Origin of the sequence: Nonomuraea composti (genome assembly GCF_012034275.1) — a bacterium.
Lineage (GTDB): Bacteria > Actinomycetota > Actinomycetes > Streptosporangiales > Streptosporangiaceae > Nonomuraea > Nonomuraea composti.
In genome coordinates this window covers 61813-87489 of sequence record NZ_JAATEP010000007.1, presented here as the reverse complement: position 1 = coordinate 87489, position 25677 = coordinate 61813, and the positions used below count along the sequence as shown (strand labels likewise).

Genomic DNA, 25677 nt, shown 5'->3' with positions numbered 1-25677 from the left:
CATATGCGGATCCGCGTGCCTTACTGTTGCCTGAGACTTGGCTGCGGACCGGGAGGAGATTGAGGCGTGCGTAACGCCGGACCGATCGAATCACCGACCGACCCGTTCGCCTCGGTGCCCTTACCCACGTCGGCCGTCTCCAGGAAGCCGCGGATCGAAGGACTCCCCCCGGGCGTCTCCCGGGACATCTTCGGCCCGCCGGAGCGAACGGAGCCCCGACCGGCCCAAGGCCCGAGCGCCCCGGACGGTACGTCGGGCAAGCCCGCGCTGCCCCCGGTGGCGCCGCCCGCGCAGCCCTGGCCCATGGCCGCCGACAAAGAGCCGCAGAGCCGGCCCGCCACCGCGTTCGGCACGCCCGAACGGCCCTCGCCGTTCGAGCCCGAACCGCCCCGGCGCCGCCGGCTGCTGCCCGGCCTCGTCGTGCTCGCGCTCGTGCTGGCCGCGCTCGCGTACGTGGTGCCGGCCGTCCTCATGTCCGGCTCCGTCCTGCGCGGCACCCGCGTCGCCGGCGTCGACATCGGCGGCCTCACCGTGACGCAGGCCGCCGACAAGCTCCGCACCGAACTGGCCGCCAAGCTCGGCAAGCCCGTCGTCGCCGACATCGGCGGCAAGAAGGACACCATTCAGCCCGACGAGGCCGGACTGGAGCTCGACGTCGTCGCCACCATCGGGCAGGCGCCCAGCGGGTTCCCCACCCCCGAGGAAGTGTGGCGCGGGCTCTTCGGCACCACCGAGCTGCAGCCCCGCATCAGCGTCGACTCCTCCCAGCTCACCCGGACCGTCGAAGGGCTCGCCGAGAGCATCGACAAGCCCGCCGTCGAAGGCCGCGTCACCTTCACCGGCCTGCGGCCCAGGGCCCGCCAGCCCGAGGACGGCGTGCTGCTCGACCGCGACGACGCCGTACGCAGGATCAGCGAGACGTTCCTCAAAGGCGGCGGGCCCGTCGTCCTGACGCTCAGGCCCGCCAAGCCCGCCACCACCCCCGAAGCCGTCACCGCCGCCCTCGCCAAGGCCAAGGCCGCGGTCGCCGCGCCCCTGACGCTGACGCTCGGGGCCAAGCAGGTGCAGGTGCCGCCGGCCATGATCGCCGCGAACCTCACGTACAACTCCGACGGCGACGGCACCCTCGCGCCCGAGTTCGACGCCGAGAAGGTGCTCGCCGCCGTCGGCGGCGGCCTCGTCGACGCCGCCCAGCAGCCGCGCGACGCCTCCTACCAGATCGTCAACGGCAAGCCCGTCCTCGTGCCCGCCCGCACGGGGCGCGGCGTCAACGACAAGCTGCTCGCCAGAGACGCGGAAAAGGTCTTCGCCGACGGCGGGACCCGCACCATCCCGGTACGGCTCGGCACCGTCGCGCCCACCGTGGACACCTCCCAGATCCAGGGCCTCGGGATCAAGGAACTGGTCGGCGAGTTCACCACCACCTACGACTGCTGCCAGGCCCGGGTCAAGAACATCCAGCGGATGGCACAGGAAGTGGACGGGCACCTCGTCAAACCCGGCGACACGTTCTCCCTCCACGACGTCGTGGGCGAACCCACCGTCGAGGACGGATACGTCGAAGCCGGGCAGATCGTCGGCGGGCGCATGGTCAACATCGTCGGCGGCGGCGGGTCCCAGTTCGCCACCACCATGTACAACGCGGCCTTCTTCGGCGGCTTCGACGACGTCGAACACCAGCCGATGGACTACTACGCGCCCCGCTACCCGGCCGGGCGGGACGCCGCGCTCCTGTACCCCGACCTCGACCTCAAATGGCGCAACGACTCCGAGTACGGGGTGCTCATCAAGACCGCCTTCACCGACACCTCCGTGACCGTCTCCCTCTGGAGCACCAAACGGTACGACCGGGTGGAGGCCGTGGAATCGGAGCGGCGCGACCTCACGCCGTTCCGGCGGGAGAGCAGCTCGGCTCCTGACTGCCTGCCTACGGTGGGGGAGCAGGGGTTCACGATCGACGTGACCCGGGTGTTCCACCAGGACGGCAAGGTGGTCAAGAAGGACAAGAAACTGACCACCAAATACCGCCCCCAACCGCAGGTGACCTGCACGGGAACCGGCACAGGCTGACCCCCGGTTCGCGGGGCCCGCGGCCCCTGGGCCTCGCCCCCCTCCCACCCCAGGACCTCGGCCTGTGCGGCGCCGTAGGGGGCTGAGGTCCTTCAGGGGGAGAGGGGCGCTTGCCCTGGCGCCCCGCCGCGCGGTTGGCCCCGTGCGCCCTGTCCGCCCCGCCCGCGCCATGCCCCGCTCCCGCCCGCCCGCGCCGTGCCGCGCTCCCGCCCTGCCGCGCCGCCGTGCTGCCTCCCTGCGGCGGTCTCGCGGTGCCGCGTCCGCGCCGGCCATGCCCCGTGCGCGTCGGCCCGCGCCGCGCCCGTCCGTGCGGCGCTGTTGCGGCTGAGGTCCTTCCGACGGGGAGGACCGCCGTACCCCCGCCCGCGCCGGAGGTGGTCAGGAGGGGGTGACGGACATGATGCGGTCGTCGCCGTCCCGGGGGGAGCCGCGGCCGTCCTTGTTACTGGTTCCCACCCACAACCCCCCGCCCGGTGCGGCGGCGATGGCGCGGAGGCGGCCGTAGCGGTCGGTGAAGCGGGCCACCGGGGCGCCGGCGGAGCCGTCCTCGCCCAGAGGGATCTGCCACAGGCGGGCGCCGCGCAGTGCGGCCACCCACAGGGAGCCGTTGGCGTAGGCCATGCCGGAGGGGGAGGCTTCGGAGGTGGACCAGGTGAGGATGGGGTTGATGTAGCGCTGGTCGTTGCCGCGCCCCTCGACCTCGGGCCAGCCGTAGTTGCCTCCGGACTGGATGCGGTTGACCTCGTCGTAGGTGCTGGCGCCGAACTCGGAGGCGTACAGGCGGCCGGAGCCGTCCCAGGCGAGGCCCTGGACGTTGCGGTGGCCGTAGCTGTAGATGAGCGTGCCGAACGGGTTGCCGGGCGCGGGTGCCCCGTCGACGGTCATGCGCAGGATCTTGCCTCCGAGGGAGTCGGTGCGCTGGGCGAGGGAGCGGTCGCCGGTCTCGCCGGTGGTGGCGTAGAGGTAGCCGTCGGGGCCGAAGGCGAGGCGGCCGCCGTTGTGGATGCCGCCTTTGGGGATGTCCTGGACGAGGAGTTGCTGGTCGGTGAGCCCGCCGTCGGTGAGGCGGTAGCGGACGATGCGGTTGTCGAGTTCGCCGGTGTAGTAGAGGAAGATCTGGTCGTCTTTGACGGCCACGCCGAGCAGGCCGCCTTCGCCGTCGGGGCGGGCGTCCTCGATCTTGGCGAGTTCGGTGACCTGGCCGGCGGGGGTGACGCGGAGGACGCGGGCGGTGTCGCGTTCGGTGACGACGGCGTCGCCGCCGGGCAGGAACGCGATGCCCCAGGGCACGGCGAGCCCGGTCACGATGTCCTTGGGGTCACTCGGGGCGGGCCCCGCCGACACGGCCGCCGTGGGGAGGACTTCTCCGCCGCGTTCGGAGCAGGCCGTGAGCCCGGAGCATGCCGTGAGCGCGGTCAGTAGCATGATCGTCCAGAGCTTCCTCATGTGTTCCATACTTCCCCCGTAGTCGTAAGGTTCTCCGCATGAAGACCTGGGTTCCGTCCGATTCGGTGGCTGATGTTCTGTCCGAGCTTCCCGGCGTCGAATGTGCCGTCTATGACGGCACGTCCTCGATGCCGGACGGGGTGGAGGAAGTGGAGGTGTGGATCCCTCCGCTGGTGACGGTGCCGGACGTGCCGGGGACGCTGGCCAGGATGAGCTCGTTGCGGCTGCTGCAGACCGTGACGGCGGGGGTGGAGCCGTACCGGCCGCACATGCCGGAGGGCGCGGTGCTGTGCAACGCGCGCGGCGTGCACGAGGCGGGCACCGCGGAGTGGGCGGTGGGGGCGATGATCGCGGTGCTCAGGGAGTTCCCGGGGTTCGTGGACGCGCAGCGCAGGGGCGAGTGGACCTACCATCACACGGACGTGCTGGCCGACTCGACGGTGCTGATCGTCGGCTACGGCTCGATCGGCGCGGCGCTGGAGCGGCGGCTCGACGGGTTCGAGGTGGAGATCGTCCGGGTGGCGCGCAGCGCCCGGGAGGGCGTGCACGGCATGGACGAGCTGCCCGCGCTGCTGCCGCAGGCGGACGTGGTGGTGCTGCTGGTGCCGGCGACGGCGGCGACGGCGGGGATGGTGGACGCCGCGTTCCTGGCCAGGATGAAGGACGGCGCGGTGCTGGTGAACGCGGCCAGGGGCGGGGTGGTCGACACCGACGCGCTGGTGGCGGAGCTGAAGGACGGCCGGCTGCGCGCGGCGCTCGACGTGACGGCGCCGGAGCCGCTGCCCGAGGGGCACCCTCTGTGGAGCGCGGCGGGCGTGCTGATCACCCCCCACGTGGCGGGCAGCACCCCCGCTTCGGTACGCCGCACGCTGCGGCTGGTCCGCGCCCAGGTGGAGCGGTATCTCGCTGGTGAACCCTTGGAGAATGTCATCACCGACTCGTACTGAGAGGATCCCCGAACGTGGCTGGTCCGTGACCTTCGGTGCGTACGGTTGCGTTTGCAGGGAGTTCCTGACTCACTGTCAAGGAGCTCTTGGCGGCAATTGGTCTGTCTGGTTATCAGATCGGTGACGACATCGGCGTTGTCACCACCCGCGCACCCACGACAGCACACACTGGCGAAGTGATCGACCGGGCTTCGGCGGTCACTGGTGCAGAGTTCGAGACGGGATGGGCAACGACTGTGATCCGCTGGCGTGATCCCCGGGTGCCGCCGGCCGCCGCTGCGGCGGCCGGCGCGGTGGCGTTCGCCGCCGCCCTCCTGACGGAGAGCCCGGCCTTGGTCACCGGAGCGGTCGCCGGTGGGATCGCGGCGATGGTCGCCGCAGTCTCCTTGCTGATCGCCTCGGTGAAGCAGGCGGCCACGCACCGCCCGGCGGCGATGGCCGCGCGCTGGATGAGCGGCGGCGCCGTCATCTGGACGGCGGGGGTGGCGCTGCGGCCGTTCACCGAGAACGCGTTCGACAGCTTCGCGGACATGTTCATGCTGGTCGGCACGGTGGTCACGGCGAGCGGCGCGTTGATCGCCGCCGACCGGAAGCTTTCCGCGCGGCTCGCTTTACGGCATCTCACCGACGCCTACCTGTGCGCGGCCTCGCTGTTCCTGATCGGCTGGATGGTGGCGCTGCGGCACGTGTACGCCGAGACCGCCGACGCGCCGGCGTTCACGCTGGTCATGCTGCCGCCGCTGGTGGGGCTGCTGGTGACGTTCGCCGTGGTGCCGTCGGTGCTGACCAGCAAGGCGTCGTCCTGGCTGCTCGGCCTGGCGGGCGTGGGGGTGCTGGCCACGATGACGGTGGCGGGCCTGTCGGCGGCGGTGGCCCGGCTCATGGACGTCGAGCCGCAGCTGTGGGCCGTCATGCTCGCGCCTGTGGCGTTCCTGCTGCTGGCGGCGGTCCCGTGGGGGCCGCGGGTGCGGCAGGTGGCGCGGCCGGCGGTCGGGCACGCGGTCGCGATCGTGCCGCTGGCGCTGGTGGCCGTGGCCGCCGGGGTGCTGCTGGTCCAGCAGGCCGGCGGGCGCACCGGGGCGCCGGTGACCGGCGTCGTGGTGGTGGCGGTCTCCGTGGTGCTGCTCCTGCTGGTGCGCCTGTTCGTGGTCTCGGCGGCGAACGTGCGCCTGCGCGGACTGGCGAAGCTGAGCGAGCGCCAGCTCAGGGAGCTGGCGGAGAGCACCGGCGACGTGGTGTTCACCTGCGACTACGAGGGTGTCGTCCGCGAGATCGGCGCGGGCGTCGAGGTCACCTACGGCTACAGCCCGGAGGAGCTGGTCGGCGGGTCGATCTTCGACTACCTGCACCCCGAGGACGTGCCGGGCATCCAGGTCGCCATGCGCGCGATGAACCTCGACGAGGACAACACCGCCCCGGGCGCCTGCCTGATCGCCTGCCGGGTCCGCGCGGCCGACGGCACCTGGCGCCCCACGGAGTCCGTGGCGACCCGCCACGCGGGCGGCGAAGACCTGCTGCTGGTGACGACGAGAGACGTCAGCGACGAGGAGGCGCTGCGCAACCAGGTCGCCCACCTGACCTTCCACGACGGCGTCACCGGGCTGCCCAACCGCGCCTACTTCGAGGAGCGCACCCGCGAGGTGCTGGCGGGCCGCACGTCGGGCCCCGGCACGGCCAACGTGGCGGTGATCTTCCTCGATCTCGACGGTTTCACCTCGGTCAACGACTCGGTCGGCCACGCCAGCGGCGACTACCTGCTCGGGCAGGCGGCCCGCCGGCTGCGCGGCGCGGTGCGGGCCGACGACACGCTGGCCCGGTGGGGCGGCGACGAGTTCGCGGTGCTGGTGGAGACGGGCGGCGACGCGCAGGTGGCGGTGGACCTGGCCGAGCGGCTGGTGCGCGCGGTCTCGCAGGAGCCGTTCCGGGTCGCCGACCGCGACGTGGCGCTGACCGCGAGCGTGGGCGTCGCCTTCACCGAGGACGACCTGCCGGCGGGCGATCTCATGCGCAACGCGGATGTGGCGATGGCCCGTTCCAAGGAGCTGGGCGGGCGGCGGGTGGAGGTGTTCGCGGCGCAGATGCACGCCGACGTGATGCGCCGCCTGGAGCTGGCCGCCGACCTGCAGCGGGCGCTGATCGAGCAGCAGTTCGCGATCGAGTACCAGCCGGTGGTGGACCTCGCGACCTCGCGGGTGACCGCCGTGGAGGCGCTGGTGCGGTGGTGGCGCGGGTCGGTGTTCGTGCCGCCGGAGCAGTTCCTCGACGCGGCCGAGGACACCGGGCTGATCGTGCCGCTGAGCGAGTGGATCCTGCGGGAGGCGTGCCGCGAGGTGGCCGCCTGGCGGGCCTCGTCGTGGGACATCGGGCTGTCGCTGAACCTGTCGGCGCGCCAGATCATGGCGCCCAGGTTCGTCGAGACGGTCGAGGAGGCGCTGACGGAGAGCGGCCTGCCCGCGTCCATGCTCACCCTTGAGGTGATCGAGGAGATGCTGGTCGAGGACGCCGAGGAGACGATCAAGCGGCTGTCGGAGCTGCGGGCCCTGGGCGTGCGGCTGGCGATCGACGACTTCGGCACCGGCTACGCCTCGCTGGCGTTCCTGCGGCAGCTCCCCGTCGACATGATCAAGATCGATCCGTCGTTCGTGTCGGGGCTCGGCAAGGACGACACGCTGACCCTGCTCACGCGCACGATCGTGCGGCTCGGGCACGACCTCGGGCTTATCGTGGTGGCTGAGGGGATCGAGCGTCCTGAGCAGCTCGAACTGCTGAAGCAGATGGGCTGCACGAGGGGGCAGGGCTTCTTGGTGGCGCGGCCGATGGCGGCGCGCGGGGTCGACTCGCTGATGCGTACGAGTCTCACTGTTTGAGACTTGTGTCCACGAAGTTGGCGCGATGGCGTTCCGAGCGGCTATGGTGTAGGCCATGCTTCGCAGTGAGATTCTCGTAGTACTTCGCCGGCGCGCAGGCCGATAGCGAAGCACGACGACCTGCGCGCCGCCCCAGACCCGCCGTCTAGGTGGGAAGGGGCATTTTTTATGTCCTTAAGCGAGTAGCCACGCAAGGAACGAGCCGATGACCGAACGGATGACAGGTGCACAGGCCCTGGTCAGGGCGCTGGAGCACGTGGGAGTCGACACAGTGTTCGGGATCCCGGGCGGTGCCATTCTGCCGGCCTACGATCCTCTCTACGACTCGACCAAGGTCCGGCACGTGCTCGTACGGCACGAGCAGGGCGCGGGTCACGCGGCCGAGGGCTACGCGCAGGCCACGGGCAAGGTCGGGGTGTGCATGGCGACCAGCGGCCCCGGCGCCACGAACCTGGTGACCCCGATTGCCGACGCCTTCATGGACTCCGTTCCGATCGTGGCGATCACCGGTCAGGTGGCCTCCCCGATGATCGGCACGGACGCCTTCCAGGAGGCGGACATCTCCGGCATCACCATGCCGATCACGAAGCACAACTTCCTGATCACCGACGCGAGCGAGATCGCCCGCACGATCATGGAGGCGTTCCACATCGCCTCCACCGGCCGTCCCGGCCCGGTCCTGGTGGACATCTCCAAGGACGCGCTCCAGGCCGAGACCACGTTCTCGTGGCCGCCCACCATGCAGCTGCCGGGCTACCGCCCGGTCACCAGGCCGCACTCCAAGCAGATCCGCGAGGCGGCGAAGCTGATCGCCGAGTCCAAGCGGCCCGTCCTGTACGTCGGCGGCGGCGTCCACAAGGCGCGCGCGTCGGCCGAGCTGCTGCAGCTCGCCGAGCTGACGAAGATCCCGGTCGTCACCACCCTGATGGCCCGGGGCACTTTCCCCGACAGCCACCCGCAGCACATGGGCATGCCGGGCATGCACGGCAGCGTCTCCGCCGTGGGCGCGCTGCAGAAGTCGGACCTGATCATCGGCCTGGGCGTGCGCTTCGACGACCGGGTGACCGGTGACCTGTCGTCGTTCGCCCCGTACGCGAAGGTCGTGCACGCCGACATCGACCCGGCCGAGATCTCGAAGAACCGCCACGCCGACGTGCCGATCGTGGGCGACTGCAAGGAGGTCCTCACCGACCTCATCGCCGCCGTCCAGGCCAGTGGCCAGAAGGGCGACTACGACGAGTGGTGGGCGACGCTCAACGGCTACAAGCAGACCTACCCGCTGGGCTACGACACCTTCGACGACGGCTCGCTGGCCCCGCAGTACGTCATGGAGCGCCTGAGCGCGATCGCGGGACCCGACACCTACTACGTGGCCGGGGTCGGGCAGCACCAGATGTGGGCCTCGCAGTTCATCGACTACGAGAACCCGGGCACGTTCATCAACTCGGGCGGCGCGGGCACGATGGGCTTCGCCGTGCCGGCCGCGATGGGCGCCAAGATGGGCTGCCCCGACGCCACGGTGTGGGCCATCGACGGCGACGGCTGCTTCCAGATGACCAACCAGGAGCTGGCCACGTGCGCGCTGGAGGGCGTGCCGATCAAGATCGCCATCATCAACAACGGTAATCTCGGCATGGTCCGCCAGTGGCAGACGCTGTTCTACGACGAGCGCTACTCCAACACCAACCTGCAGGCCCCCCGCCGCATCCCTGACTTCGTCAAGCTCGCGGAGGCCTATGGTTGTGTGGGCCTGCGGTGCGAGCGTCCCGAGGACGTGGACGCCGTGATCAAGAAGGCCATGGAGATCAACGACGTGCCCGTCGTGGTCGACTTCGTCGTCCACGAGGACGCCATGGTCTGGCCCATGGTCGCGGCGGGCACCAGCAACGACGACATCAAGATCGCCCGTGACATGGCGCCGAGGTGGGAGAACGAGGATGAGTAGGCACACGCTGTCCGTGCTGGTCGAGAACCGGCCGGGCGTGCTCGCCCGGGTGTCGGCGCTGTTCAGCCGCCGGGGGTTCAACATCGACTCCCTCGCCGTCGGGCCCACCGAGCACGACGACATCTCCCGCATGACGATCGTGGTGAGCGTCGAGGAGCTGCCGCTTGAGCAGGTCACGAAGCAGCTCAACAAGCTGGTGAACGTGCTCAAGATCGTCGAGCTCGACCCGAACCAGTCGGTGCAGCGCGAGCTGATGCTGATCAAGGTGAAGGCCGACTCCGAGAGCCGCTCCCACGTGCTGGAGCTCGTCAACCTCTTCCGCGCCCGCTGCGTCGACGTGGCGGCCGACGCCGTGACCATCGAGGTCACCGGCACCCCCGACAAGCTGGAGGCCTTCGTGAAGGTCCTCGAGCCGTTCGGGATCAAGGAACTCGTCCAATCGGGCATGGTGGCCATCGGCCGCGGCGCCCGCTCCATCACCGACCGGTCCCTCAGGGCACTGGACCGTACCGCCTGAAAGGTTTTGAGCAAGTGACCGAGATTTACTACGACGACCAGGCCGACCTGTCGATCATTCAGGGACGCCACGTGGCCGTGCTGGGGTACGGCAGCCAGGGCCACGCCCACGCGCTCTCCCTGCGTGACTCCGGCGTCGACGTGCGCGTCGGCCTGCCCGAGGGCTCCAAGAGCCGCGAGAAGGCCGAGAACGACGGCCTGCGCGTGCTCACGCCGTCGGAGGCGGTCGAGGAGGCCAACCTCACGATGATCCTGGCGCCCGACCACATCCAGCGCCACCTGTACGCCGAACACGTCGCCCCCAACCTCGTCGAGGGCGACGCGCTGTTCTTCGGCCACGGCCTGAACATCCGCTACGGCCTCATCGAGGCCCCGGAGGGCGTGGACGTCTGCATGGTGGCCCCGAAGGGCCCGGGCCACCTCGTGCGCCGCCAGTTCGAGGCCGGGCGCGGCGTGCCGTGTCTGGTGGCCGTGGAGAAGGACGCCTCGGGCAAGGCGCTCGACCTCGCGCTGTCCTACGCCAAGGGCATCGGCGGCACCCGCGCGGGCGCGCTGCGCACCACGTTCAAGGAGGAGACCGAGACCGACCTGTTCGGCGAGCAGGCCGTGCTGTGCGGCGGCGTCTCCGAGCTGATCAAGGCGGGCTTCGAGACGCTGATCGAGGCCGGCTACCAGCCGGAGGTGGCCTACTTCGAGTGCCTGCACGAGATGAAGCTGATCGTCGACCTCATGTATGAGGGCGGCATCTCCAAGATGTACTGGTCGGTCTCCGACACGGCCGAGTACGGCGGCTACACGCGTGGCCCGCGCGTCATCAACGAGGAGTCGCGCCAGGAGATGCGCCGCATCCTCGCCGAGGTCCAGGACGGCACCTTCGCCCGCCAGCTGGTCGAGGAGTTCGACAGCGGCCAGAAGGAGTTCCAGCGCTACCGTGACGAGCTGGCCGAGAACCCGATCGAGAAGACCGGCGCCAAGCTCCGCCCGATGATGAGCTGGCTCAAGGCCTGATCCCGTAGAGAGCGGCGGCCGGGAGGATCTTCCTCCCGGCCGCCGCTTTTCGTTTGCCCGCGAACGCCTCGCGAGAGGTACTGTTTTCATGTGTCAGCATTTTCTTTCAGGTGTCAGAGGAGCTGAAATGAAGGCAGTTCGCCGTCACGTCTACGGTTCGCCCGAGGTCATCGAGCTGGAGGAGGTCCCCAAGCCGGAGATCGGCGACGACGGGGTGCTCGTCCGGGTCCGCGCGGCCGCGGTCAACCCGGGCGACTGGCACCTGCTCAGGGGCACCCCGTACGTCCTGCGGGCCGTGTCCGGCCTGTCGAAGCCGAAGGTCCCCGGGCTGGGGGCCGATTTCGCCGGGGTCGTCGAGGCGGTGGGCAAGGGCGTCAGCCGGTTCCAGCCCGGCGACGAGGTGTACGGCTGCGCGCCCGGCTCGTTCGCCGAGTACGTCGCCGTCCCCGAGGGCGGCCCGATCGCCGCCAAGCCCGCCGGGCTGACGTTCGAGCAGGCCGCGGCCGTGCCCACGTCGGCGATGACCGCGCTGCAGGCGTTACGCGACAAGGCGGGCCTGGAGCGGGGGCAGAAGGTGCTCGTCAACGGCGCCGCGGGTGGCATCGGCACGTTCGCGGTGCAGCTCGCCAAGGCGTTCGGGGCCGAGGTCACCGGCGTGTGCGGCGGCGCGAACGTGGAGCTGGTCCGCTCGATCGGCGCCGACCACGTGATCGACTACACCAAGGAGGACTTCACTCGCACCGGCCGGCGCTACGACGTCATCCTCGACAACATCGCCAACCGCACGGTGGGGGAGTGCCGGCGGCTGCTCACCCCGGCCGGGGCCTACCTGAGCAACAGCGGCGGGGGCGGGCGCTGGGTCGGCGTGATGGGCCGCGTCATCCGGCTGAACCTCACGAACCTGTTCGCCCGCCACACGCTGCCCACGTTCGTGACCCGCGAGAACGCCGCCGACCTCGCCGAGCTGCGCGAGCTGATCGAGGCGGGCGAGGTGACGCCGGTCGTCGAGCGCGTCTTCCCGCTGGCCGCGGTGTCCGAGGCGATCGCGCACGTGGAGCGGGGGCACGCGAAGGGCAAGGTCGTCATCGCTCTGTGAAAACGCGATAGTACGTCTTTACCGCGCTATATCGTTCGATATAGCATCCGACACATGATGAACGCGCGCCGAAACCCGGGCGCGGGCGGGATGGGCCCCACGGGCCGCTTCTTCGGGCCGGGCGAGCTGCGCCTGGCCGTCCTCGCCCTGATCGCCGAGCAGCCCGGCCACGGCTACGACGTGATGAACCGCCTCGCCGACCGTTTCAACGGCACCTACGAGCCCAGTGCCGGCTCCATCTACCCCACCCTGCAACTGCTGGAGGACGAAGGTCTCGTCCGCGTCGAGCCCGCCGACGGCCGCAAGGTCCACCACCTCACCGGCGAGGGCCGCCGGGTCGTGGCGGAGCAGGCCGCGGAGATCGAGCGGCTGTGGGGCCGTGCCGCCAGCAGGGGCGAGTGGGGGCTGTTCCGCGAGCCCGAGGCCGCCGAGATCATCGGCCCCGCCCTGCGGCTGGTCAAGGCCGCCGTGAAGACGCTCGCCCACGCCCACGGCGACCCCCGCGTGGTCGAACGCATCCAGGAGGTCTTCGTCGACGCCCGCCACCGCATCGAGCAGCTCGACCCCCGGAGGAGGTAGTCGTGCGACGGACGATCGCCCGCAGGTTGCTCGACCGGATGTTCGTGACCGGCGAGGTGCTGGAGGCCGAGCAGGTCACGCCCCGCATGCGCCGGGTCAGGATCGGCGGCGAGGCCCTGGCGGATCTGCGCTGGACGCCGGGGCAGCACGTCCGGCTGCTCGTGGGTGCGGGCGGGCCGCTCGGCGGCGTGCTGCGCACGTACTCGGTCTGGCGTCACGACCCCTCCTGGGAGGCCCTCGACGTGATCGGGTTCGACCACGGCGGCGACTCGCCCGGCGTCTCCTGGATCAGGAACGCGCGGCCCGGCCAGGAGATCTCCTTCATGCGCCCCGAGGGGAGCTTCGTGATCCAGCGGGAGGCGCCCTACCACCTGTTCGCCGGCGAGGAGACGGCGTCGGTGGCGTTCGGGGCGATGCTCGGCGCGCTGCCCGCCGGAGCGGAGGTGCACGGCGTGGTGGAGGCCGGCTCGCCGGACGACCATCTCGACCTGCCGGGCGGCCTGGTGCGGGTGTGCCGGGGCGACGCGTCCGCGGCGGGCTCGGAGGTCCTGGTGGAGGCGGTGCGGAAGCTGGAGCTGCCCGACAGGCCCGGGGTGGCCTACCTCGCGGGGGAGGCGCGCACGATCCAGGCCGTCCGTGCCCACCTGGTCGGCGAGCGCGGCTGGCATCGCAGGGACGTGCGGACGAAGCCGTTCTGGACGCCGGGAAGGAGAGGGATGGACTGAGCGGGGTAGAGGGTCCCCGGCGTGAACGCTGCCAACGCTGCCATGATCCGTGATAATAATACCGGTATAGTTATCGGCAAGGAGGGGCAGTGATCGAGTACAAGTCGGCCGGGGAGATCGCCGCGATGCGGGAGTCCGGCAAGGTCGTCGCCGCCGTCCACGCCGCCGTGCGCGAGCAGGCGGGCGTGGGCGTGTCGCTCAAGGAGCTCGACGAGGTGGCGCGGACCGTCATCGCGGAGGCCAAGGCCAAGCCGTCGTTCCTCGGCTACCACCCCTCCTTCGGGGCCATGCCCTACCCCGGCGTGATCTGCACCTCCGTCAACGGCGTCATGCTGCACGGGCTGCCGTCGCCGTACGAGCTGCGCGACGGTGACCTGATCAGCGTCGACTGCGCCGCGTACATCGACGGGTGGCACGCCGACGGCACGGTCAGCTTCACCGTCGGCGAGCCGCGCGCGGAGGACCTCAAGCTGATCAGGGTCGCCGAGGAGACGCTCGCCGCGGGCATCGAGGCGGCCGTGCCCGGCGGCCGGATGGGCGACATCGGGCACGCGATGTCCACGGTCGGGCGCGGCGCCGGCTACGGCATGCAGAACGACTTCGGCGGCCACGGCATCGGCCGGGCCATGCACGAGGAGCCGTTCGTGCCCAACGAGGCACGCGCCGGGCGCGGGCTGCGGCTGCGGCCCGGAATGGTGATCGCGATCGAGCCCAGCCTGATGGCGGGCGGCGGCGACCGCTACTACATGGCCGCCGACGGATGGTCGGTGTGCACCGGCGACGGCAGCAGGAGCGTGCACGTCGAGCACACGGTCGCCATCACCGACGACGGGCCGGTCATCCTGACCCTTCCGTAGGCCGCGCGGAGCCATGGTCATGGCTCGGGCAGGAAAAGGTCGGCGGTTGTGCACTCCCTGACACATATGCGTCAAGTGGGGCGATCTCTGTCACCGTTTGACTAGACGCGGCATTTTTGCAGGTCAACAGCAGAAATGTCGGTGTTTGTCGAACTGGGGCGAGGGGGAGATTTCCCACCGATAGCTACGGAGAGTAGTCGAGAGGTATCAGGGAGAAACACAATGTATAGAAACGGACTTATCCTCGCCGGGCTCGTCGGCGGGATGGTCATGTTCGGTGGCACCGCCCTCGCCGCCGCGCCGAGCGTCACCGCCGAGTCGGGCATCCTGCCCGGCCCCAACCACGGCAAGGACGACGAGACGAAGTGGGACTTCGGCGAGTGGAACAACTTCGGTGAGGACAACGACATCCTCGACCTGGACCTCCTGAACGAGCTGCTCAGCAGTGTCCTGAGCGGCTGACGAGACGTCCTGATGGGGCCCGCCCGGCGAGGGCGGGCCCCATCCGCGTGCTCAGGCCGGCTCGCCGGCGAAAGGACGCCTCGAAGGACTGCAGGCGAAAGGACGCCTCGAAGGACTGCAGGCGGAGGACGCCTCGAAGGGCTCAGGCCGGCTCGTAAGCGAAGGACGCCTCGAACGAGTGGCGCGCGATCCGGTCGAGCTGGTCGTCCGTCATCCCCAGCTCGCGCCGCAGCGCCTCGTAGTTGTCGTCCACGTAGCCGCCGAAGTAAGCGGGGTCGTCGGAGTTGACGGTCACGACCAGGCCCTCGTCCAGCATCGCGGGCAGGATGTGGTCGCGCAGGGACGGCACGGCGCGCAGCCGCACGTTCGACAGCGGGCACACGGTCAGCGGGATCCGCTCCGCCCGCAGCCGCGCCACGAGCTGCGGGTCCTCCATGGCCCTGATGCCGTGGTCCACCCGCTCGGCCCGCAGGATGTCCAGCGCCTCCCACACGTAGTCGGGGCCGCCCTCCTCGCCCGCGTGCGCGACCCGGCGCAGGCCCTCGGCGGCGGCGATGTCGAAGACCCGCCGGAACAGCGACGGCGGATACCCCACCTCGGCCGAGTCGAGCCCCACCCCGATGAACCGCTCCCGGTACGGCAGCGCCGCCCGCAGCACCTCCTCGGCCTCCTCGGGGCCCCGGTCACGCAGGAAGCACAGGATCAGCGCGGCGGACATCCCGCCGTCCTTCAGCGCCGCCGACAGGCCGCCGAACACGGCCTCCAGCGGCACGCCCCTGCTCAGGTGCGCCTGCGGGTCGAAGAAGATCTCCGCGTGCCGCACCCCCTGCGCGGCGGCCCGCCGCAGGTAGGCGGTGGCCAGGTCGTAGAAGTCCTCCTCGGTGCGCAGGACGGCCATGTTCTCGTAGTACACGTCCAGGAACGACTGCAGGTTCGCGAAGGAGTAACGCGCGCGGATGGCCTCCACGTCGAAGGTGGGCAGGTCGATCCGGTTCCGCCGGGCCAGCTCGACGACGAGCTCAGGCTCCAGGGTGCCCTCGATGTGCAGGTGGAGTTCCGCTTTGGGACGCATGCATCGAGTAAACCGGACCCCGGAGGGTGGAGGTATCGTGCGAACCTCTGAACTCTCCCGCTCTGAGCTGGCATAACATCAGATTTCATGAGGCTGTCGGATCTGCTCGCCCGCGAGGACCTACGGCTGACGCCGGTGACCGGCCCCGCGAGCCCCGGCGACCCGCTCGACCGGGAGGTGCTGCGCGCGTACCCGACGGACCTGCCCGACCCCCGCCGCTACCTGCGCTCCGGCGACCTCGTGCTGACCAGCGGCGTCTGGTACACAGGGCCGGCCGACTGCGAGCGCTTCGCCGACGCGCTGTGGGCGGCCGACGTCGCCGGCCTGGTGGTCGGCCTGATCGTGCTCGGCGAGCTGCCGCGGGCGCTGGTCGAGGCGTGCGAGCGGCGGCGGCTGCCGCTGCTGCTGGCCGCGCCCGACCAGGCGTTCGGCGCGATCAGCGAGGTGGTGACGGCCGAGGGGTTCGCCGCCGAGCAGCGCAGGGCCGAGCGGGTCAGGGCGCAGACCCTGCTCGACGTGCTCGGCCAGATCCCGCCCGGCGAGGTGTCGGCGCACTTGCGGCTGCTCGGCGCCGACCCCGGCCTGCCGACCGCGGCCATGGCGGTCACGCTGACCGGCGGGCCCGAGCTCGACCTGCCCGAGCTGCTGCACGAGGGCCTGGCCAGGAAGGGCCGTCACCTGATCGTCGGCGGCACCTCACGCGAGGCGATCGTGCTGGTCAACGGCCGCGCCTCGCGCAAGAGCCTGGCCGACGAGCTGCGCGCCCTCGTCCCCGACGGGCGGGGCGCGCCGGGCGACGCGAGGCGGCAGGGGGTGAGCATCGCGGCCGGGATCAGCGAGATGGTGGCCAGCGTGTCGCAGCTCGGCGAGGCGCTGGAGACGGCCAGGCGCGGCATGGAGTCCGCGCGCGGCGGCCCGGGCCCGGTCTCGATCATGTCGGTGGCCGACATCGACAGCTTCGACCTGCTGCTGGCCGCGCTCCCGTCGAGCGTGCGCCGCTCCTTCCGCGACCATCTGCTCGGCCCCGTCGAGGAGTACGACGCGCGGCACGGCTCCGAGCTGCTGCGCACGCTCGACACGTTCCTGGAAACGTGCGGCTCCTGGCAGCGCACGGCCGACGAGCTGTACGTGCACGTCAACACCCTGCGCTACCGGATGCAGCGGATCGAGGAGCTGACCGGCCGGCGCATGTCGTCGATGCGCGACCGTACGGACCTCTACCTGGCGCTGCGGTCAGGGCAGGCGGCCCGCGACGACCCGGCCACGTGAGACGACGGCCACGATGTTCTCGGAAGCCAGGTCCTCGATGCGCTCCCACGGGCGGCCGCGCAGCACGACCAGGTCGGCGCCCAGGCCGGGCGTGACGCGGCCCACGGGCATGCCGATCGAGTCGGCCGCGTCGGAGGTGGCCGCGCGCAGCGCCGACTCGGCGTCGAGGCCGAGGATCCGGGTCATGTGCACGACCTCGGCGAGCTGGTCGCCGAACCGCACGTGGTGCCCGTTGGCGTCGGTGCCCAGCACGAACCGCACGCCCAGCGCCGCGGCCTGGGCCAGCAGCACGTCGCGGGTGGCGACGAGCTCGGCGGCCTTGGCCCTGGCCTCGCCGGTGACGGGCACCCGGCCGTCGGCGATGGCCTCGTTGATCAGCAGGGTCGGCGCCACCGGCGTGCGGCGGGCGGCCAGCGTCTCGGCGAGGTCCTTGCTCATCAGCGTGCCGTGCTCGATCGAGTCGACGCCCTCCTCGACGGCCACGCGGATGCCGTCCTCGGAGTGGGCGTGCGAGGCGACGAGCATGCCGAGGGCGTGCGCCTCGTCCACGACCGCCCTGATCTCGTCGCGGGTGTAGTTGCGCCACACGTTCTTGTCGCCGATGGACAGCACGCCGCCGCTGGTCGTCAGCTTGATGCCGTCCATGCCGGCCCTGGCCCAGGTGCGGACGAGCTTGCGGCACTCGTCGGGCCCGTCGGCCGTCGGCTTCCTGATCGGGAACGCGGGCGGCACGAACAGGTCGTTGTGCCCGGCGGTCATCCCGACGACGCCGTGCACCTGGATGCGCGGACCGGGCAGCACCCCGGCGTCGAAGACGCGGCGCAGCGCGATCTGCGCCTCGTCGCCCGCCAGGTCGCGCAGCGTCGTGACGCCGTGCCGCATGGCCCGCTGGGCGTGGGCGGCGCCGTGCAGCACCTGCTCGTCGCGGGTGGTGGTCAGCGGCCAGGTCGCGAAGTCGGGCGGCGTGCCGGGGCCCGCGTAGCCGACGAGGTGGACGTGCGTGTCCACCAGGCCGGGCAGCACGCACAGGTCGGCGTGCCGGGCCGTCGCGGCGGGGGTGACGCCGGTGATCCGGTCGGGCTCCCACGTCAGATCGACCGGGCCGCGGAATTCGGTACCGTCCCAAAGGGGGATTCCGTCGAGTCTCATCTCGGGCTCGACGCTACCGGAGCCCCTGGGCGGCTGGAGGGATCTACGGTCCTCGCGCGGCGCTCTCGTAGGGACCTACAGGGGCCGCCAGCGGTTTTCCCGGCTTCCCGGTGCGCGGGCGTTCCCCGGGCCGTGATGTCCGAAACCATCGTCACACGATGGTAATAATCGAGGGATACCTTCCTGACCTGCATCTTCACGGGCCGTTCAAGGAGAATTATGGCTACCTTCGACCGTCGCGCGTTCCTGCGGACATCCGGTCTGGCCGGTCTGGCGCTCGGTCTGGCCGCGTGCGGGGACACCGGCACGACCACGGGCACCTCCTCCAGCGGCGGTGGCGGCGGGTTCGGGTCGGTCAAGCTGCAGCTCTCCTGGAAGAAGAACGTGGAGTTCGCCGGCGAGTACTTCGCCGACACCAACGGATACTTCAAGGCGGCCGGGTTCTCGCAGGTCGAGCTGCTGTCCGGCGGCGGCTCCGGCACCTCGGTCGAGTCGGGCCTGGCCACCGGGCGCTGCTGGGCGGGCCTGTCGGCCCCCACGATCACCGCGCCCGCCGTGCTCCAGGGCGCCCCGCTGAAGATCGTCGGCGCCACGTTCCAGAAGAACCCGTTCGCCATCATCTCCCTGAGCAAGAACCCGATCGAGAAGGCCGCGGACCTCGTCGGCAAGAAGATCGGCGTCCAGGACTCCAACGAGCTGGTCTGGAACGCGGTGCTCAAGGCCAACGGCATCGACGCCGCCCAGGTCACCAGGGTGCCGTTCCAGTCGGACCCGTCGATGCTCACCTCCGGGCAGCTCGACGGGTACGTGGGCTTCGTCACCAGCGGCCCCGTCAACCTGCGGATGAAGGGGCACGACCCGGCGTACCTGCTGCTCGCCGACGCCGGCCTGCCGCTGGTCGCCGAGACGTTCACGGTCACGCAGGAGACCATCGACAACGAGCGCGACAAGCTCAAGGCGTTCCTGACCGCCGAGATCAAGGGCTGGAAGGACGCCGTCGCGAACCCGGCCAAGGCCGCCGAGCTGGCCGCCACCGTCTACGGCAAGGACCAGAACCTCGACGTCAAGGAGCAGACCGAGGAGGCCAAGATGCAGAACGAGCTCGTCGTCACCGACGACGCCAAGGCCAACGGGCTGTTCACGATGACGCCTGAGCTGATCGAGCAGAACATCTCCTCGCTGTCGAAGGCCGGCCTGACCATCAAGGCCGAGCAGCTCTTCGACCTGTCGATCCTGAACGAGATCTACCAGGCCGACCCGAGCCTGAAGCTGTCATGAGCGGCATCGGCATCACCGGGCTGACCAAGACGTTCGGCAAGGGCGTCACCGCCGTCGACGGCGTGGACCTGAGCACGCCGAAGGGCTCGTTCCTGTCGCTGCTCGGCCCGTCCGGCTGCGGCAAGTCCACGGTGCTGCGCATCCTCGCCGGCCTGGAGGAGCCCACGGCGGGCGAGATCAGGGTCAACGGCGAGACGCCGCAGGAGCTGCGCAGGAGCCACCACCTCGGCATCGCCTTCCAGGACTCCGCGCTGCTCGCCTGGCGCAGCGTCGCCGCCAACATCCGGCTGCCGCTGGAGGTGGCCGGCATCAAGCCCGAGCCCGGCGTGATCGACGACCTGATCAAGCTGGTCGGCCTGGAGGGCTTCGAGAAGGCCCGCCCGGCCGAGCTGTCCGGCGGCATGCGCCAGCGCGTCTCGATCGCCCGCGCCCTCGTGGTCAAGCCCAGCGTGCTGCTGCTCGACGAGCCGTTCGGCGCCCTGGACGACATGACCCGCCAGCGGCTCAACCTGGAGCTGCTGCGCATCTGGACGGAGAAGCCCGCCACCACGCTCATGGTCACCCACGGCATCGGCGAGGCCGTCTTCCTGTCCGACCTGGTGGCCGTGATGAGCCCGCGCCCCGGGCGGGTGGTGGAGATGGTGAAGATCGACCTGCCTCGCCCGCGTACGCCCGAGATGATGCGCACGCCCGAGTTCCACGCCTACCACGACCATCTCAGCGACCTGCTGTTCGGGCACGGCTCATGAGACGGCTGCACGGCCTGGCCGGCGTCGTCGCGCTCGTCGCGATCTGGTGGCTGCTGGCCGCCACCGTCTTCGCCGGCGGCGGCGCCGTGCCCACCCCGGTCGCGGTGCTGGAGTCGATGGGCCGCGACGGCTGGGCCTTCTACGGCCCCAACGCCGGCGCCACCCTGTCCGCCGCCGTCCAGGGCTTCCTGTGGGGCAACGGGCTGGCCCTCGGCGTGGCGCTGCTCGTGCTGCTCGTGCCCCGGCTCGAAGCCGTCGCCACGCAGCTCGCCGTCATCTCGTACTGCATCCCGCTGCTGGCCATCGGGCCGATCGTGCTCGTCGTCCTCGGCGGCGACGCGACCGTGGTGTTCCTCGCGGCCATCTCCGTCTTCTTCACCACGCTCATCGGCGCCCTGCTCGGGCTGCGCTCCGCCGACCGGGCCAGCCTCGACCTGATCACCGTGTACGGCGGCGGCCGCCTGGCCAGGCTCCGCTACGTCCAGGTCATCTCCGCCCTGCCCAGCACGTTCGCCGGCCTGAAGATCTCCGCGCCGTCGGCGCTGCTCGGCGCCATTATCGGCGAGTACCTGGGCAGCAACGACCAGGGGCTCGGCGTCTCCCTGATGATCTCCCAGCAGCAGTTCCAGGTGCCGCGCACCTGGGGGCTGGCGCTCGTGGCGGGCCTGGTCGCGGGCCTCGGGTACGCCGTCGTCGCGCTCGTCGCCCGCGTGGTCACCCCGTGGTCGAGAGGGGAGGCCGCATGATCGGGCGGACCGTGCTGCGGATCGTCGGGCCGCTGGTGCCCTCCGTCGTCATCGTCGTGGCCGCCTGGTGGCTGGCGCTGGAGGCGTTCGGGATCAGCCCGCTCGTCGGCAAGCGCCCGCCGCAGGTCTGGGAGTACCTGACCGCCTCGCAGGCGCACCGCGAGGCCGTGTTCGGCGCGCTCGGCATCACAATCAGGGACGCGGCCATCGGCTTCGTCTCCGGGATGGCCGCCGCGATCGTCGTGGCCGTCGCGTTCGTGCTGCTGCGGACCGTCGAGCAGACGTTCATGCCGGTCGCCATGCTGCTGCGCTCGGTGCCGCTCGTCGTGATGACGCCGCTGATCACCCTCGTCTTCGGCCGCGACCTGCTCGGCGTCGCCGTGATCGGCAGCATCGTGGTCTTCTTCCCCGCGCTGGTCAACATCGCCTTCGGCCTGCGCTCCGCCTCACCCCAGGCCACCGACCTGATCATGGCGTACGGCGGCACCCGCCTCACCGTGCTGCGCAAGGTCGCGGTGCCGACCGCGATGCCCGCCGTGTTCGCCTCGGCCAGGATCTCCGTGCCCGCCTCCATCATCGGGGCGCTCATCGCCGAATGGCTGGCCACCGGCGAGGGCATCGGGGCCGAGATCCTGCGCGCCATCGGCGGGTTCCGCTACGACGAGGTGTGGGCGGACATCGTGGTCGTCACGGGCGTGTCGATCCTCGCGTACGCGGTCGTCGGCGTCGTCGAATCGCTCGTCCTGGCCCGCTTCTCCGACCGGCGCCCCGGATGAGTTGCGCCTGACACCGTGTCAGGCCCTTCACTGGGCGCCATGCTGCCTTACTCCGGTTCAGGACCGTACTGTTACGCCCACTCGCTGGCCATGGTGCTCGGGCCCGGCGCACCCGACGTGGGCGTGATCGAGACGCTGACGGGCTCCCCGTTCGGGATGCAGCTCATCGGCGGCTCCGAGCCGTTCTTCGACCCCTACGGCTGGGACCCCGAGCTGGGGCTCGACGCCGCCATCGGGCTGCTCGGCTGGGAGTGCGAGCGCGGCCACGGCGGCACGGCCGAGCAGGCGCTCGACCGGCTGCGTGCCGCGTGCGCGGGCGGGCCCGTCCTGGTGGGGCCGGTGGACATGGGGCTGCTGGCGTACACGCCGGGCGGGGCCGGCGACCACTACGTGGTGGCGATCGCCGTCGAGGACGACGTCGTCGTGGTGCACGACCCGCACGGGCATCCCTTCGCGACGCTGCCCGCCGCCGCCTTCCTCGACGCGTGGCGGGGCGAGGCGGTCGCCTACCTCGACACGCCTTACGTGCTGCGGACCGGTTTCGTACGGGTGCGGCGGACGTCCGCCCTGGGCGCCTTGCGGGACTCGCTGCCCGCCGCCGTGCGCTGGCTGGAGGGCCGGGACGACCTGCCGGTGCCGCCGGGGACGCTCGGCGGGGCGGCGGCGCTGCTGCGGCTGGCCGAGCAGGTGGACGGCGGGCTCGGCGGGCCGGCGCGCGGCATGCTCCTGCACTTCGGCATCCGCCTCGGAGCGCGGCGGCTGGCCGACGCGGCGGCCTGCCTGGGCAGCCTCGGCCTGGCCGGGGCCGCCGCGGTGACGTGGGAGCAGGCGCGGGTGCTCGGAAGCCTGCAGCTTCCGCTGACCACGGGTGACGACGCGGCCGTGTCGGCGGGGCTGCGGTGGCTCGCACCCGGCTACGACCGGCTGCGCGACCTCCTGCGCGAGGCGGTGCGGTAGTGGCGCGGCCCCGGACACCGTCCTGAGTGCGGCAGTGCGGACCCGGCCGCGGTCCGTGTGCGGGGGGAGGCGCGGCCGGGTCCGCCCGGAGGGGAGCGCGTGGGCGTGCGGTGGGAACCGGCTCGGGTGGGGCCGGCGAAAGCCCGACGCTCCCTTGGTCGGGGGGAGTGGTGCTTGTCGCGGCGCCCTAGCGGGCGCCGAAGTCCTGCGTCCAGGTGGGCCCCTTGGGGTGGTGCCCGACGCCGATATGGGTGTACGCGCAGTTCAGCAGGTTCGCCCGGTGCCCCGGGCTGTGGAGCCAGGCCTTGACCACGGCGGCGGCGGTGGGCTGCCCCTGGGCGATGTTCTCGGCGGCCCTGCGGAAGGCGAAGCCGGCGGCCTTGATCCGCTGCCCGAACGTGCGGCCGTCGCGCGAGGTGTGGGAGAAGTAGTTCCTGCGGGCCATGTCCGCCGAATGGCGCTCGGCGGCGAGGTGCAGCTTGGGGTCGTGGACGACGGGACGGCAGCCGTTCCTGGCCCTGGCGGCGTTGGTGAGCGCGACGACCCGGCTCTCGGCCGCCGACGCGAAGCCGCGGCGCGCGCCCGAGCCGTGGGCCTGCCCGGCGGCGCCGCCGGGGGCCTGCCCGGCGGCGGCGGGCGCGGGGATGCTCAAGGTCGCCAGACATCCCACACAGGCCACCGCCTGGAGCTCTCTGCGCATTGACCGTCCTCCGGATGAGGGGCTCGACTGTGCGTCGAACCCGCATTCTGGTCGCCCCAAGTCGGCTTTGTACGGAAATTCAAGTCCTAACTTGGAGCTCCAAGTGGCTGAATCGTAATATCACCCCCTCTGATCTCGGTAAACCGGAGCGGCCCCCTGGGCGTCAGGGGGCCGCGAGATTTTCCTTCAGCGAGCGACTAGCACGGCGCGGGCTTGAGCCACGAGCACTCCAGGTCGCCCGGCGCCGGCTCGCCGGCGGTGCGCAGCGCGGCCGCGTCGCCCGCCGCCGCCGTCCGCGAGAACTGCGCGAGCCGTACGGCGATCTTGTCCTCGATGTCCTTCGGCGAGCCCGACAGGTACTGGTTCAGCATGATCGAGAAGATCAGCGGCTCGCCGTCGGCGCTCGTGACGTAACCGGACAGCGAGGTGACGCCCGTGAGCGAGCCCGTCTTGGCGTGCACGTTGTTCTCGGCGGGCGTGCCGCGCATCCGGCTGCGCAGGGTGCCGCCGGTGAACCGGTCCGGGTTGCCGGCGATGGGCAGGGACTCGTACCAGGTGGAGAACCACGGCTTGGCGCGCACGGCCGTCAGGAGCTGCACGATCGAGCCAGGCGAGAAGCCGTCGCGGCGCGACAGGCCTGAGCCGTCCCGCATGTTGATCACCTGGACGCCGTTCGCCTTGGCGAAGTCGGTGCTGACCTTCAGGCCCGCCGACCAGGTACCCTGACCCGACACCTTGCGGCCCATGGCCTTGGTGAGGATCTCGGCGTGGATGTTGTTGCTCAGCTTCATGAACGGCACCAGCAGCTCGCCCAGCGTCATCGACTCGTGCCGGGCCAGCTCCTTCGCCCCCGACGGCGCCGCGCCGGCCGTCGTCGGGCCGAGCACCTTGACGCCGTGCCCGGCCAGCGACTTGCGGAACAGCGAGGAGACGTACGCGGTGGGATCGTCCACCGCCACCCACTCCTGGTACGGCTCCGCCACCGTGCCGGTGATCACCACCGTGCGGGTGCCGTGCTGCCGCTCGATGAGCACGTCCGTCTCCGCGCCCACCGTGGCCTTGTTCACGATCTTCAGATAGTCGGTCTCCGGCGTGGTCGAGACCTTGACCTTGTCGCCGTCGGCCGCCACGGAGACGATCACCGAGCCGGCGTCGTAGTCCCGGTCGGGGGAGGCCGTCAGCGCCGAGATCGGCGCCGCGTAGTACGCGGTCTCGTCGTCCCACGACCAGTCGTTGCCGAGGCGCTGGGAGTCGAACCAGGTGTCGTCGGCCACCAGCTTGCCGGTCACGACCTTGACGCCGGCGGCGGCGACCTTGGCGGCCAGCGCGTCGTAGTCCTCGGCCAGCATGGTCGGGTCGCCGGTGCCGCGCAGCACCAGGTCGCCGGCCAGCACCGAGCCCGCCTTGCGGCCGGTGCCCAGCACGGTGGTGGGGAAGCGGTAGTCGAGGCCGAGCGTCTCCACCGCGGCGGCCGAGGTGAACAGCTTGGTGTTCGAGGCCGGGGTCAGGAGCTTGCCGGCGTCGGTGGCGTACAGCTCCTCGCCGGTCTTGGCGCTCTTGACCACGACGCCCGCCCGGGCGATCGTGAGCCGCGAGTCGCTGAGGATCTGGTTGATGTCCTGGGTCAGGTCCGCGACGCCGACGGCGGGGTCGAGCGCGACGGCGGGCGTGGAGGGTCCGGACGCCCACGCGAGGGCCGCGACGAGCGTGCCCGCGACGAGGGAGGCTGAGGTGCGCCGCATGGGGTCTCCAAGTGACTGGGGGATCGCATGAGAGCATGGATCAGCCCCGTCAGCCTGTAATCCGCAAATATCCGTATTTGTTGGGGTTCGCGGAAAGCTCATCAGGTCGGCTGCCGGGCCGTCGGGTGGGCGGAAAGCCCGTCAGGTCGGCTGCTGGGACGTGACCATGAAGCCGCAGTCGCCGAACGACACCTCGTCGCCCGACTTCACCCGTGCCGGCCCCACCAGCCGCCACCCGTTGAGCCGGGTGCCGTTGAGCGAGCCGAGATCGACCAGCATCCACCCGCCGTCGCCCTCGCGGCGCAGCTCGGCGTGCACGCGGGAGACCGTCAGGTCGGAGAGCACGAGGTCGCAGGCCGACCCGCGGCCCACCACGTAACGCAGGCGGTCGTCGTCGGGCAGCGCCAGCCGGGGCAGCCGGGGCCGCCGCCAGGCGGCCTGGAGCCTGGTGGTGAACTCGGAGACCGAGGAGACGGCGTCGGTGAGCCGCTGGCGGAACGTGGGCCGCCGCGGCAGGTCGGCGACCAGCTCGTCGAGCTCGAACTGGTTGCGCGCCCGTAGTGCCTGGTCCACCCGCCCCACGAAGGTGTCGTGCGAGATGCGGCCCTCTACCGCGCGCTCCTTGAGCTCGTCGATCGCACGGTCACGTTCCCCATCTGAGGCGCGAAAGGGCGGATGCGTGGAGCTCATAGAGCGAGTATCGGCCTGAACCTCGGGCTGT

The 25677-nt window shown here is 71.2% G+C and carries 23 protein-coding genes; 17 read left to right on the top strand and 6 right to left on the bottom strand.

Annotation, left to right across the window (positions count from 1 at the left end; genetic code table 11):
• Window positions 1-66: 66 nt before the first annotated feature.
• A complete protein-coding gene (locus HCN51_RS12215; RefSeq protein ID WP_168009765.1) occupies window positions 67-2070 on the top strand; it encodes a VanW family protein in 2004 nt (667 codons plus the stop codon).
• A gap of 378 nt (window positions 2071-2448) precedes the next feature.
• On the opposite strand, the gene HCN51_RS12210 is transcribed toward HCN51_RS12215, so the two are convergent.
• Window positions 2449-3516: a PQQ-dependent sugar dehydrogenase gene (locus HCN51_RS12210; RefSeq protein WP_168009763.1), complete on the bottom strand. Its 1068-nt coding sequence runs from the start codon at window positions 3514-3516 to the stop codon at window positions 2449-2451.
• Window positions 3517-3554: 38 nt separating this feature from the next.
• Between HCN51_RS12210 and HCN51_RS12205 the strand changes: the two genes are divergently transcribed.
• From HCN51_RS12205 to HCN51_RS12160, 10 genes are all read left to right on the top strand, one after another.
• Entirely contained in the window at window positions 3555-4463 is a 909-nt protein-coding gene (locus HCN51_RS12205; protein WP_168009761.1) for a 2-hydroxyacid dehydrogenase, read from the top strand.
• A gap of 236 nt (window positions 4464-4699) precedes the next feature.
• On the top strand, window positions 4700-7330 hold the full coding sequence (locus tag HCN51_RS12200) for a putative bifunctional diguanylate cyclase/phosphodiesterase (protein WP_230465820.1): 2631 nt from the start codon (window positions 4700-4702) through the stop codon (window positions 7328-7330).
• A gap of 205 nt (window positions 7331-7535) precedes the next feature.
• A complete protein-coding gene (locus tag HCN51_RS12195; protein WP_080045494.1) occupies window positions 7536-9275 on the top strand; it encodes an acetolactate synthase large subunit in 1740 nt (579 codons plus the stop codon).
• Window positions 9268-9792, top strand: coding sequence for an acetolactate synthase small subunit (gene ilvN, locus HCN51_RS12190; RefSeq protein ID WP_080045495.1), 525 nt, complete (start codon window positions 9268-9270; stop codon window positions 9790-9792). The genes HCN51_RS12195 and ilvN overlap by 8 nt, the downstream gene beginning before the upstream one ends.
• Before the next feature lie 23 nt (window positions 9793-9815).
• Window positions 9816-10799 (top strand): ketol-acid reductoisomerase, encoded by a 984-nt coding sequence (ilvC, locus tag HCN51_RS12185; RefSeq protein WP_080047534.1) that lies wholly within the window; start codon window positions 9816-9818, stop codon window positions 10797-10799.
• Window positions 10800-10926: 127 nt separating this feature from the next.
• On the top strand, window positions 10927-11895 hold the full coding sequence (locus tag HCN51_RS12180) for an NAD(P)-dependent alcohol dehydrogenase (RefSeq protein ID WP_168009759.1): 969 nt from the start codon (window positions 10927-10929) through the stop codon (window positions 11893-11895).
• Window positions 11896-11949: 54 nt separating this feature from the next.
• Entirely contained in the window at window positions 11950-12474 is a 525-nt protein-coding gene (locus tag HCN51_RS12175) for a PadR family transcriptional regulator (RefSeq protein ID WP_168009757.1), read from the top strand.
• A 2-nt stretch (window positions 12475-12476) separates the two neighbouring features.
• Window positions 12477-13199, top strand: coding sequence for an SIP domain-containing protein (locus HCN51_RS12170; RefSeq protein WP_206066897.1), 723 nt, complete (start codon window positions 12477-12479; stop codon window positions 13197-13199).
• 89 nt (window positions 13200-13288) lie between these two features.
• Complete coding sequence (gene map / locus HCN51_RS12165) at window positions 13289-14056, top strand: type I methionyl aminopeptidase (protein ID WP_168009755.1); 768 nt, start codon at window positions 13289-13291, stop codon at window positions 14054-14056.
• 222 nt (window positions 14057-14278) lie between these two features.
• Entirely contained in the window at window positions 14279-14518 is a 240-nt protein-coding gene (locus HCN51_RS12160) for a hypothetical protein (protein ID WP_155129175.1), read from the top strand.
• 142 nt (window positions 14519-14660) lie between these two features.
• On the opposite strand, the gene HCN51_RS12155 is transcribed toward HCN51_RS12160, so the two are convergent.
• On the bottom strand, window positions 14661-15590 hold the full coding sequence (locus HCN51_RS12155) for an adenosine deaminase (protein ID WP_168009753.1): 930 nt from the start codon (window positions 15588-15590) through the stop codon (window positions 14661-14663).
• Window positions 15591-15677: 87 nt separating this feature from the next.
• On the opposite strand from HCN51_RS12155, the gene HCN51_RS12150 reads away from it, so the two are divergent.
• Window positions 15678-16859 (top strand): PucR family transcriptional regulator, encoded by a 1182-nt coding sequence (locus tag HCN51_RS12150; RefSeq protein ID WP_168009751.1) that lies wholly within the window; start codon window positions 15678-15680, stop codon window positions 16857-16859.
• On the opposite strand, the gene HCN51_RS12145 is transcribed toward HCN51_RS12150, so the two are convergent.
• Window positions 16824-18008 (bottom strand): metal-dependent hydrolase family protein, encoded by a 1185-nt coding sequence (locus HCN51_RS12145; RefSeq protein ID WP_168009749.1) that lies wholly within the window; start codon window positions 18006-18008, stop codon window positions 16824-16826. The genes HCN51_RS12150 and HCN51_RS12145 overlap by 36 nt on opposite strands.
• Before the next feature lie 219 nt (window positions 18009-18227).
• Here HCN51_RS12145 and HCN51_RS12140 point away from each other — a divergent pair, with 219 nt between their 5' ends.
• Genes HCN51_RS12140 through HCN51_RS12120 form a run of 5 tightly spaced genes read left to right on the top strand, consistent with a single transcriptional unit; the run spans window position 18228 to window position 22514 of the window.
• On the top strand, window positions 18228-19286 hold the full coding sequence (locus HCN51_RS12140; RefSeq protein WP_168009747.1) for an ABC transporter substrate-binding protein: 1059 nt from the start codon (window positions 18228-18230) through the stop codon (window positions 19284-19286).
• A complete protein-coding gene (locus HCN51_RS12135; protein WP_168009745.1) occupies window positions 19283-20035 on the top strand; it encodes an ABC transporter ATP-binding protein in 753 nt (250 codons plus the stop codon). Before HCN51_RS12140 ends, HCN51_RS12135 begins: the two co-directional genes overlap by 4 nt.
• A complete protein-coding gene (locus HCN51_RS12130) occupies window positions 20032-20781 on the top strand; it encodes an ABC transporter permease (RefSeq protein ID WP_168009743.1) in 750 nt (249 codons plus the stop codon). Before HCN51_RS12135 ends, HCN51_RS12130 begins: the two co-directional genes overlap by 4 nt.
• Entirely contained in the window at window positions 20778-21557 is a 780-nt protein-coding gene (locus HCN51_RS12125; RefSeq protein ID WP_168009741.1) for an ABC transporter permease, read from the top strand. Before HCN51_RS12130 ends, HCN51_RS12125 begins: the two co-directional genes overlap by 4 nt.
• Window positions 21558-21596: 39 nt before the next feature.
• The gene (locus tag HCN51_RS12120) at window positions 21597-22514 is read left to right on the top strand and encodes a hypothetical protein (RefSeq protein WP_168009739.1); all 918 of its coding nucleotides are present in this window, start codon (window positions 21597-21599) and stop codon (window positions 22512-22514) included.
• A gap of 187 nt (window positions 22515-22701) precedes the next feature.
• Here the strand turns inward: HCN51_RS12120 and HCN51_RS12115 are convergent, their stop codons facing one another.
• The 3 genes from HCN51_RS12115 to HCN51_RS12105 all read right to left on the bottom strand — a co-directional run bounded on the left by HCN51_RS12115 (window position 22702) and on the right by HCN51_RS12105 (window position 25646).
• On the bottom strand, window positions 22702-23214 hold the full coding sequence (locus tag HCN51_RS12115) for a CAP domain-containing protein (protein WP_168009737.1): 513 nt from the start codon (window positions 23212-23214) through the stop codon (window positions 22702-22704).
• A 197-nt stretch (window positions 23215-23411) separates the two neighbouring features.
• Window positions 23412-24956: a D-alanyl-D-alanine carboxypeptidase/D-alanyl-D-alanine endopeptidase gene (dacB, locus tag HCN51_RS12110; protein WP_168009735.1), complete on the bottom strand. Its 1545-nt coding sequence runs from the start codon at window positions 24954-24956 to the stop codon at window positions 23412-23414.
• 141 nt (window positions 24957-25097) lie between these two features.
• Window positions 25098-25646 (bottom strand): FHA domain-containing protein, encoded by a 549-nt coding sequence (locus HCN51_RS12105; protein ID WP_168009726.1) that lies wholly within the window; start codon window positions 25644-25646, stop codon window positions 25098-25100.
• Window positions 25647-25677: the final 31 nt, after the last annotated feature.

Excerpts from the sequence above, each read along its gene's own strand:
- HCN51_RS12210 (WP_168009763.1), bottom strand. The coding sequence starts at position 3,516 with ATGAGGAAGCTCTGGACGATCATGCTACTGACCGCGCTCACGGCATGC.
- HCN51_RS12205 (WP_168009761.1), top strand. The coding sequence starts at position 3,555 with ATGAAGACCTGGGTTCCGTCCGATTCGGTGGCTGATGTTCTGTCCGAG.
- HCN51_RS12195 (WP_080045494.1), top strand. The coding sequence starts at position 7,536 with ATGACCGAACGGATGACAGGTGCACAGGCCCTGGTCAGGGCGCTGGAG.
- ilvN (WP_080045495.1), top strand. The coding sequence starts at position 9,268 with ATGAGTAGGCACACGCTGTCCGTGCTGGTCGAGAACCGGCCGGGCGTG.
- HCN51_RS12180 (WP_168009759.1), top strand. The coding sequence starts at position 10,927 with ATGAAGGCAGTTCGCCGTCACGTCTACGGTTCGCCCGAGGTCATCGAG.
- HCN51_RS12175 (WP_168009757.1), top strand. The coding sequence starts at position 11,950 with ATGATGAACGCGCGCCGAAACCCGGGCGCGGGCGGGATGGGCCCCACG.
- HCN51_RS12160 (WP_155129175.1), top strand. The coding sequence starts at position 14,279 with ATGTATAGAAACGGACTTATCCTCGCCGGGCTCGTCGGCGGGATGGTC.
- HCN51_RS12155 (WP_168009753.1), bottom strand. The coding sequence starts at position 15,590 with ATGCGTCCCAAAGCGGAACTCCACCTGCACATCGAGGGCACCCTGGAG.
- HCN51_RS12150 (WP_168009751.1), top strand. The coding sequence starts at position 15,678 with ATGAGGCTGTCGGATCTGCTCGCCCGCGAGGACCTACGGCTGACGCCG.
- HCN51_RS12145 (WP_168009749.1), bottom strand. The coding sequence starts at position 18,008 with ATGAGACTCGACGGAATCCCCCTTTGGGACGGTACCGAATTCCGCGGC.
- HCN51_RS12140 (WP_168009747.1), top strand. The coding sequence starts at position 18,228 with ATGGCTACCTTCGACCGTCGCGCGTTCCTGCGGACATCCGGTCTGGCC.
- HCN51_RS12135 (WP_168009745.1), top strand. The coding sequence starts at position 19,283 with ATGAGCGGCATCGGCATCACCGGGCTGACCAAGACGTTCGGCAAGGGC.
- HCN51_RS12130 (WP_168009743.1), top strand. The coding sequence starts at position 20,032 with ATGAGACGGCTGCACGGCCTGGCCGGCGTCGTCGCGCTCGTCGCGATC.
- HCN51_RS12125 (WP_168009741.1), top strand. The coding sequence starts at position 20,778 with ATGATCGGGCGGACCGTGCTGCGGATCGTCGGGCCGCTGGTGCCCTCC.
- HCN51_RS12120 (WP_168009739.1), top strand. The coding sequence starts at position 21,597 with ATGCTGCCTTACTCCGGTTCAGGACCGTACTGTTACGCCCACTCGCTG.
- HCN51_RS12115 (WP_168009737.1), bottom strand. The coding sequence starts at position 23,214 with ATGCGCAGAGAGCTCCAGGCGGTGGCCTGTGTGGGATGTCTGGCGACC.
- dacB (WP_168009735.1), bottom strand. The coding sequence starts at position 24,956 with ATGCGGCGCACCTCAGCCTCCCTCGTCGCGGGCACGCTCGTCGCGGCC.
- HCN51_RS12105 (WP_168009726.1), bottom strand. The coding sequence starts at position 25,646 with ATGAGCTCCACGCATCCGCCCTTTCGCGCCTCAGATGGGGAACGTGAC.